General features: G+C 65.3%; 8 protein-coding genes. 7 read left to right on the forward strand and 1 reads right to left on the reverse strand.

The window, feature by feature from the left end; genetic code table 11:
• The first annotated feature begins 132 nt into the window (after positions 1-132).
• From lptF to DQ230_RS11455, 7 genes are read left to right on the forward strand one after another with little or no spacing between them, the layout of a single operon-like run.
• Complete coding sequence (gene lptF, locus DQ230_RS11425) at positions 133-1,245, forward strand: LPS export ABC transporter permease LptF (protein ID WP_113912751.1); 1,113 nt, start codon at positions 133-135, stop codon at positions 1,243-1,245.
• Positions 1,242-2,333 (forward strand): LPS export ABC transporter permease LptG, encoded by a 1,092-nt coding sequence (gene lptG, locus DQ230_RS11430; protein ID WP_113912752.1) that lies wholly within the window; start codon positions 1,242-1,244, stop codon positions 2,331-2,333. Before lptF ends, lptG begins: the two co-directional genes overlap by 4 nt.
• A complete protein-coding gene (locus DQ230_RS11435) occupies positions 2,330-4,501 on the forward strand; it encodes an LPS-assembly protein LptD (protein ID WP_113912753.1) in 2,172 nt (723 codons plus the stop codon). Before lptG ends, DQ230_RS11435 begins: the two co-directional genes overlap by 4 nt.
• Positions 4,498-5,778, forward strand: coding sequence for a peptidylprolyl isomerase (locus DQ230_RS11440; RefSeq protein WP_113912754.1), 1,281 nt, complete (start codon positions 4,498-4,500; stop codon positions 5,776-5,778). Before DQ230_RS11435 ends, DQ230_RS11440 begins: the two co-directional genes overlap by 4 nt.
• A gap of 11 nt (positions 5,779-5,789) precedes the next feature.
• Positions 5,790-6,752: a 4-hydroxythreonine-4-phosphate dehydrogenase PdxA gene (gene pdxA / locus DQ230_RS11445; protein WP_238987502.1), complete on the forward strand. Its 963-nt coding sequence runs from the start codon at positions 5,790-5,792 to the stop codon at positions 6,750-6,752.
• The gene (gene rsmA, locus DQ230_RS11450; RefSeq protein ID WP_113912756.1) at positions 6,749-7,585 is read left to right on the forward strand and encodes a 16S rRNA (adenine(1518)-N(6)/adenine(1519)-N(6))-dimethyltransferase RsmA; all 837 of its coding nucleotides are present in this window, start codon (positions 6,749-6,751) and stop codon (positions 7,583-7,585) included. Before pdxA ends, rsmA begins: the two co-directional genes overlap by 4 nt.
• Before the next feature lie 3 nt (positions 7,586-7,588).
• Positions 7,589-8,173 (forward strand): nucleotidyltransferase family protein, encoded by a 585-nt coding sequence (locus DQ230_RS11455; protein ID WP_113912757.1) that lies wholly within the window; start codon positions 7,589-7,591, stop codon positions 8,171-8,173.
• Positions 8,174-8,224: 51 nt separating this feature from the next.
• On the opposite strand, the gene DQ230_RS17255 is transcribed toward DQ230_RS11455, so the two are convergent.
• A partial coding sequence (locus DQ230_RS17255) for a hypothetical protein (RefSeq protein ID WP_203228056.1) occupies positions 8,225-8,439 on the reverse strand: 215 nt, incomplete at its 5' end.

Consider the following 8,439-nt stretch of genomic DNA (forward strand, 5'->3'; position numbering starts at 1 on the left):
TTTCACCCCAAGTGCAATGGCACCCCGCCGCCGGGGCCGGGATTAGCAGTTTTACTGCCTGCATATTTGGTTTAGCTTGCCACCAGATATTGTGTCTCGGGGGGGAGTGAATTGGCCAGATTCGACAGATATATGCTGTCGCAATTCATGGTGCTGTTCGGATTCTTCGCGTTGGTGCTAGTGTCGATCTTCTGGATCAACAAGGCGGTGCGCATGTTCGACCGCCTGATCAGCGACGGCCAATCGGCCTGGATCTTCATTGAATTCACCGCGCTGACCCTGCCCGGCGTCATCGGTATCGTGCTGCCCATCGCGGCCTTTGCCGGGGCGGTTTACGTGACCAACCGGCTCAGCACCGAAAGCGAGCTGGTGGTGATGCAGGCAACCGGGTTCTCGCCCTGGCGGCTGGCGCGGCCGGTGGTCTATTACGGGGCAATCGTGGCGCTGATGATGTCGCTGCTGCTGCATCTGCTTATCCCGCTCAGCCTGAAACAGCTGGAGACGCGCCGCGCCGAAGTGTCGGGCAATATCACCGCCAAGCTGCTGACCGAGGGCGAATTTCTGCACCCCGCCTCTGGCGTGACGTTCTACATCCGCGAAATCACGCCCAATGGCGAGCTGCGCAATGTATTCCTGTCCGACCGCCGCCGCGCCGGGGCACCGACCACCTATACATCATCGCAGGCGTATCTCGTGCAGGGTGGCGGCGGGACCAAGCTGGTGATGGTCGCCGGGCTGGCGCAGAACATATCGGCTGACGGCCAGCGGCTGTTTACCACGCATTTCGATGACTTTTCATACGATATCAGCCGATTGGTGGCAAAGAACGCGCTGAACCTTGACCGGATCGCCTTTGCCTCCACGCTGGATCTGATCCGCGATCCGGGCGCGGTGGCCGAGCGGACGAATGTCACGCTGGGCGTGGCTGTCACCGCGCTGCACAACCGGTTTGCACAGGCGATCCTGTGCCTTGTGGCGGCGCTGGTGGGGTTTGCGACGCTGCTCCAGGGCGGATTTAGCCGGTTCGGCGTCTGGCGGCAGATCATCACCGCATTCTTTTTGCTGATCGGTGTCAAACTGATCGAGGCCGCTGTTGCCGGGCCGGTTCTGGCCGCGCCGATGCTGTGGCCGCTGATGTATCTGCCCAGCGCGGCGGGGCTGACCCTGTCGGCGCTGATGCTGCATGCGGCGGCCCATCCGGGGCTGATACGGCGCCTGCGCAGGCGCACGAGGGCGGCGACGTGACACTTTACTATTACTTCGCCCGCAAATTCCTGTGGACCTATCTGGGCATCACCGCCATTTTCGTGGTGATCCTGGGCCTGATCGACATGGTGGACGAGCTTCAGGATTTTCCCGAACTGCACGTCTGGGAGGTGGCGCAGGTGGTGCTGCTGAACCTGCCCCACGCCAATTACGAGATATTGCCGCTGGTGATGATCCTTGCCTCGGTCGCGGTGTTTGTCCGGCTGGCGCGCACCTCCGAGATGGTGGTTGTGCGCGCTTCGGGTCTGTCGGGCTTTCGCGGCATGCTGGCGCCGCTGACCATGGCCGCGTTGATCGGGCTGGTGTCGATCACGGTGCTGAACCCGGTGGTCGCCGCCTCCTCGAAACAGTACAATAATCTGGTCGCCAGCTACGAGGGCGGCGGCACCAGCATCATGGCCCTGTCCTCCGAGGGGCTGTGGCTGCGGCAGGGCAGCGCCATGGGCCAGACGGTGATTCACGCCACCAGCGCCAGCGCGGATGTCAGCACCCTGAACAATGCCACCTTCATCGCCTTTGCACCCGATGGCGAGCCGGTGCGCAGGCTCGCCGCACAGCGCGCGACGCTGGGCACCGGCGAATGGCTGCTGGAGGGGGTCAAGCTGTGGGATCTGTCCGGCGGCGCAAATCCCGAGGCGACAGCACAGCGCATGGCGCAGCTCAGCGTGCCGTCGGCGCTGACGCGCGACGGCATCATCGACAGCTTTGGCAAGCCGGAATACATCGCCATCTGGGACCTGCCCGCATTCATCGCCCAGCTGGAGCAGGCCGGATTTTCGGCCCGCCGCTATGCCGTCTGGTTCCAGATGGAGCTGGCGCGCCCGATCTTTCTGATGGCGCTGGTGCTGGTCGCGGGCGCGCTGACCATGCGGCACGCGCGCACGACGAATACGGGCATTTCGGTGCTGATCGCGCTCATGCTGGGCTTTTCGCTGCATTATGTGCGCAATTTCGCGCAAGTACTGGGCGAAAATGGACAAATTCCGGTTATCCTGGCCGCGTGGGCGCCACCTGCTGCGTCATTGATGCTTGCCATTGGCATTTTGCTGCATATGGAGGACGGATGACCCGCCTGTTACGCCTGCTCGCGATCCTGCTGTGCCTGCTGCCCGCGCCCCTGCTGGCGCAGGACCGCGGCGCGCTGCTGATCGCCGACGAGGTACTGATCGAGGGTGGCGGCACGCTGATCGCCACCGGCAATGTCGAGGCGGTGTATGACGGCCAGCGCCTGAAGGCGCGGCGCATCACCTATGACAAGGCCGCCGACAGGCTGGGCATCGAGGGGCCGATCACGCTGTTTGATGGCAATTACACCACCATTCTGGCCGATGCGGGGCAGCTGGACCGGGATATGCAGAACGGCATACTGACCGGCGCGCGCATCGTGATGGACGATCAGCTGCAACTGGCCGCAAATCAGATCAACCGCACCGAGGGGAGGTATTCGCAGCTCTACAAGGCGGCGGTGACCTCCTGCCAGGTCTGCACGGATGGCGGCACGCCGCTGTGGCAGATCCGCGCCCGCCGCGTCATTCACGATGCCGAAACGCAGCAGCTGTATCTGGACGGCGCGCAGTTTCGCATTGGCACCGTTCCGGTCGCCTATTTTCCACGCCTGCGTCTGCCGGACCCCACCGTCACGCGGGCCAGCGGGTTTCTGACACCGTCGTTTTATAATTCCAGCCTGCTGGGCACGGGCATCAAGGTGCCTTATTTCATCCGTATCGGGGACGACAAGGACCTGACGCTGACGCCCTATTACACTGACAAGACGCGCACGCTGGAATTTCGCTACCGGCAGGCCTTTGCCTCGGGCGGGATCGAATTCGAGGGCGCGTTCAGCCGCGATGATCTGGTGCGCCGCGACGACCGCGCTTATATCTTTGGACGCGGCGTATTTGCCTTGCGCGACGAATATGTGCTGCGCTTTCATATCGAAGCGGTCAAGGACGATGCTTATCTCGTCGATTACGGCTATAGCGACAAGGACCGTCTGGACAGCGAAATTTCGGTCGAGCGGGTGCGCCGCGATGAGTGGCGCCGCGCCGCGCTGACCTATTATCACAGCCTGCGCCCCGGCGAGGACAGCGCGGTCATGCCCACCAGCGTTGCCAATTTCGACTATGAAAAACGGTACTTTCCCACCCGGATCGGCGGGGAGCTGCGCCTTGCCGCCGAGGCGCACAGCCATTACCGCTGGTCGTCGGAGCTTACCGATACCGACCCGACGGACGCCGACCGCTTTTCCGACGGGCGCGACGTGACGCGCCTCATGACCAGCGCCGACTGGCGCCGCACCTGGACGGTGCTGGGCGGCCTGCGCGCCACGACGCAGGCAGGTGTTGCGGTGGATCATATCCGCGTAAACGATGCCGGGACCACCTCGCGCAGTTTGCTCAGTGCCGCGACGCCGAATGCGGCGCTGACGCTGCGCTATCCACTGGCCAAGACCACGTCGCGCGGCGCCACCCACCTGATCGAGCCGATGATGCAGCTGGCCTGGGTTGGCGGCAAGACGCGCAACATCGTCAATGACGAAAGCACACGCACCGAATTCGACGAAGGCAACCTGCTGTCGCTGTCACGCTTTGCCGCCGCCGACCGGCGCGAGCGCGGCATCAGTGCGTCCTATGGCCTCAGCTGGACGCGCTTTGCGCCCGGCGGCCTGCGCAGCACGCTGGCCGTCGGGCAGATCACCCGCGACCGCACACAGCGCGAGGCAACCGGCGCGCAGAGTTTTTCGCCCTCCTCCGGGCTGCGCGGCACCACCTCCGATCTGCTGATCGCGGGGCAGATCGCGACGCAGAACGGCCTGACACTGACCGCGCGCGGCCTGCTGGACGGTGCGTTCGACCCTACCAAGGCCGAGGCGCGCGCAAGTTGGCGCAACGCGGTACTGGACCTGGGCGCAACCTATATCTGGCTGCCCTCCGATGCACAGGAGGAACGGTTCAGCACGGCGTCCGAATGGGCGCTGGACGGATCCTACCGCATTTCGCGGCATTGGACAGGCGACGCCGAATGGCGGTACAACGCGGCAAGTGATCGCAGCGTCCGGGCCGGCCTGGGCGTGACCTATACAAATGAATGTGTCGAAGTCTCTCTTTCGGCCTCGCGCCGCTTCACGTCTTCCACTATCCTCGAGCCGTCGACGGATATCTCTCTCACCGTTGGCCTGCGTGGCTTCAGCGCGCGCGCCGTGGACAAAAGTTACGTTCGGGAATGCAAAAAATGACCTCATCGACCCCTCTCAAAACCACCCTCCGGGGCGCCCTTCTGGCCCTGATGCTGCCCTTGGCCGTGGCGCCTGCCGCGCTGCCGCAAATGGCCGCGGCGCAGGGCCTGTTCGATCCGGTGGTCAAGGTAAACGGCGCCGCCGTCACCCGCTACGAGCTGGAGCAGCGCGCGACGCTGCTGAAACTGCTGCGCGCCCCTGCCGATCCGATCAAGCTGGCGCGCGAACAGTTGATCGAGGACCGGCTGAAAGCCGAGGCTGCCATCGCCAACGGCGTCACCGTTGACGAGACCATGATCCGCGCCGGGATGGAACAGTTCGCATCCCAGGGCAACCTGAGCGTTGAACAGATGGTCGCCCTTCTGGCGCGCGGCGGCGTTGCCGAGGAAACGTTCCGCGAATTCGTGCGCGCCGGCCTGATCTGGCGCGAAGTCACGCAGACCCGGTTCGGCCCGCGCGTGTCCGTCAGCGAAGAGGATCTGGAGCGTGCCCGCGCGGCCACCTCCGGCGCCGCCGGGGTGCGGGTGCTGCTGTCCGAAATCATCATCCCCTTCACGCCCCAGAACGAGGCGCAAGTGCTGGCCAAGGCGCGCCAGATTTCCGAAATCACGTCAACCGGCGCGTTTTCAGCGCAGGCGCAGCAATTCTCCGCCACCCAGACGCGCGATGCCGGCGGGCGCCTGCCTTGGCAGCCGATCACGAAACTGCCCCCCGTTCTGCGCCCGCTGGTTCTGGGCCTTGCCCCCGGCGAGGTGACGGACCCGCTGCCGCTGGACGGTGCGGTTGCGCTGTTCCAGATGCGCGACATTCAGGAAACCCAGACGCCCGATCCGGTCTATTCGGCGATCGAATACGCCGCCTACTACATTCCCGGCGGGCGCAGCCCCGATGCGCTGGCCCGCGCTGCGCAGGTCGATGCGATCACAGACACCTGCGACGATCTTTATGCCGTCGCCAAGGGGCAGCCGCCATCGGTACTGGAACGCGGCACGAAATCCCCTGCCGAGATCCCCGATGACATCGCCATTTCGCTGTCGCGCCTTGATCCGGGCGAGGTGTCGTATGACGTCACGCGCGCAAACGGGCAAACGCTGGTCCTGCTGATGATGTGCGGGCGCAGCCAATCTGTGGCCGAGGCGCCCGGTGCCGGTGCGGACGGCGACGCGCCCGATGAAACCGCGCAACTGTCGCAGCAGATCGCCAGCCGCCGGCTGGAATCCTTCGCCAGCGGCTACCTTGAGCAGTTGAGGTCCGAGGCGCGGATTATCGAATACTGATGCCCGGCTCCATGCCCCCCATCGCGCTCAGCTGCGGGGAACCTTCGGGCATCGGCCCCGAACTGGCGCAAAAGGCGTGGGGGGCGCTGGGCGCGTCCCTGCCGTTCTTCTGGATCGGTGATCCGGCGCACCTGCCCGGCGGCTGCCCGGTGACGTTGATCGACCGGCCGGATCAGGCCATTGGCGCCACTGGCCTGCCGGTTCTGGCGCATGCCATGCCCGGCGCACTGACCCCCGGCACCCCCAATCCCGCCCATGCCCAGGGCGTGATTGATGCCATCGCGCGCGGCGTCGATCTGGCGCTGTCAGGCGCGGCAGGCGCGCTGTGTACCGCGCCCATTCACAAAAAGGCGCTATCGGATGGCGCGGGTTTTGCCCATCCCGGCCATACCGAATATCTGGCGGCGCTGACCGGCACGCCCCGCGTGGTGATGATGCTGGCCAGCGACCAGTTGCGCGTGGTGCCGGCCACCATTCACCTGCCCCTGCGCGATGTTGCGCAGGCGCTGACCCCCGATCTGCTGGGCGATACCATCCGCATCACCCATGCGGGCCTGATCCGTGATTTCGGCATCGCCGCACCGCGCATTGCCATTGCCGGGCTGAACCCCCATGCCGGCGAAGGCGGCAAAATCGGCCGCGAGGAGCTGGACCTGATTGCCCCGGTTCTGGACGCCTTGCGCGCCGAGGGGCTGAACCTGATCGGCCCGCTATCGGCCGATACCATGTTTCACGCCGCCGCGCGCGCGGGCTATGATGCGGCGATTTGCATGTACCACGATCAGGCGCTGATCCCGATCAAGACGCTGGATTTTGACCGCGGCGTCAACGTCACGCTGGGCCTGCCCATCGTGCGCACCTCGCCCGACCATGGCACCGCGCTTGACATCGCCGGGCGCGGCATGGCCAACCCCACATCGCTGATCGACGCGCTGAAAATGGCCGCGCGCATGGCGGCGGCGCGCAGCGGATGAGCATCGACACCCTGCCCCCCCTGCGCGCGGTGATCGCCGCGCATGAGCTGAGCGCGCGCAAGGCGCTGGGCCAGAATTTCCTGCTGGATCTGAACCTGACCGCGAAAATCGCGCGGCAGGCGGGTGATCTTACCGGCTGCGACGTGTTGGAAATCGGCCCCGGTCCCGGCGGTCTGACGCGGGGCCTGCTGGCCGAAGGCGCGCGGCACGTGCTGGCGATTGAAAAAGATCCCCGCTGCATTCCCGCGCTGGAGGAAATCGCTGCCGCCTACCCCGGCAGGCTGACGATCATCGAAGGTGACGCGCTGAAAACGGATCCGCTCCAGCATCTGACGCCGCCGATCCGCGTGGCCGCGAACCTGCCCTATAATGTCGGCACCGAACTGCTGGTGCGCTGGCTGACGCCCGATAGCTGGCCACCCTACTGGCAATCGCTGACCCTGATGTTTCAGCGCGAAGTGGCCGAGCGGATCGTCGCCACCCCCGGCTCCAAGGCCTACGGGCGCCTTGCATTGCTGGCGCAATGGCGCACCGATGCCCGCATCGTCATGCATCTGCCACCCGAGGCATTTTCGCCGCCGCCCAAAGTCTCCAGCGCGGTTGTTCATCTCACCGCCCTGCCCCAGCCGCGCTATCCCGCGCAGCCGAAACTGCTGGAGCGGACCGTTGCAATGGCCTTCAACCAGCGGCGCAAGATGCTGCGCGCGGCGCTCAAGGGGCTGGCCCCCGATATCGAGGACCGGCTGATTGCGTCCGGCATCCAGCCGACAGACCGCGCCGAAACCATCGGGCTGGAGCAGTTTTGCGCCCTTGCGCGCACATTGGAAAGCTAAGCCATGCTGGCCATCCTGCTGCCTGCCGCCGGCGCATCACGGCGGATGGGCGGGCGCGACAAACTGCTGGAGCTGGTAGACGGCGCGCCGCTGCTGGCACGGCAGGCGGCGCGCGCGCGCGCCACCGGCGCGCCTGTCTATGTCACCACGCGCCACGACAGACCTGCGCGCAGCGCGGCGCTGGCGGGGCTGGCGGTACGGCAGGTGGGCGTCGATGACCCGGATCTTGGGCTGTCGGCGTCAATCCGGGCGGGCGTCGCGGCGCTGGCGCCGGACATCACCGCGCTGCTGGTCCTGCTGCCGGATCTGCCCGATATCGAGACTGCCGATATCCGGGCCATGATCGCCGCCCACGCCGCCCATCCCGGCCGCATCCTGCGCGCGGTTGCCGTAAACGGGGCGCCGGGGCATCCGACGGTTTTTCCGATGAAATTCTTCGCGGCCCTGACCCGGCTGACAGGTGACACAGGCGCGCAGACGCTGCTGCGGCAAGAGCGGTTTGTCCCGGTCACGCTGCCGGGATACCGCGCTGTTACCGATCTGGATACCCCCGAAGATTGGGCCACCTGGCGCGCGCAACGCGATTGACTGATCCCTGATACGAAACAATCCCGGCGCAGGCGCCGGGATAGTTCATTTTCATCGCGCTCTTTTCAAAGCAACATCAGCCGCCCTTACTTGGTCAGCAACCGCGCCTCGTGCTTTTTCAGCGAGCGGCGCGCAGCCTTGTGAATCGGCATGCAAAATTGACCCACTTGGGTGGGTTATGAGCGAGTAAAATTGACCCACCTGCGACGTTAGCATCCGCGCCGAATAGCGCGGAGGAATGAGCAGGTGATATTGATGGAAAGTGT

It is taken from the genome of Roseovarius dicentrarchi (assembly GCF_003316635.1).
Classification (GTDB): Bacteria; Pseudomonadota; Alphaproteobacteria; order Rhodobacterales; family Rhodobacteraceae; genus Roseovarius; species Roseovarius dicentrarchi.

What these genes read in the sequence shown, in the direction of transcription:
- lptF (WP_113912751.1), top strand. Translation starts at nt 133, where the DNA reads ATGCTGTCGCAATTCATGGTGCTGTTCGGATTCTTCGCGTTGGTGCTA.
- DQ230_RS11435 (WP_113912753.1), top strand. Translation starts at nt 2,330, where the DNA reads ATGACCCGCCTGTTACGCCTGCTCGCGATCCTGCTGTGCCTGCTGCCC.
- DQ230_RS11440 (WP_113912754.1), top strand. Translation starts at nt 4,498, where the DNA reads ATGACCTCATCGACCCCTCTCAAAACCACCCTCCGGGGCGCCCTTCTG.
- pdxA (WP_238987502.1), top strand. Translation starts at nt 5,790, where the DNA reads ATGCCCCCCATCGCGCTCAGCTGCGGGGAACCTTCGGGCATCGGCCCC.
- rsmA (WP_113912756.1), top strand. Translation starts at nt 6,749, where the DNA reads ATGAGCATCGACACCCTGCCCCCCCTGCGCGCGGTGATCGCCGCGCAT.
- DQ230_RS11455 (WP_113912757.1), top strand. Translation starts at nt 7,589, where the DNA reads ATGCTGGCCATCCTGCTGCCTGCCGCCGGCGCATCACGGCGGATGGGC.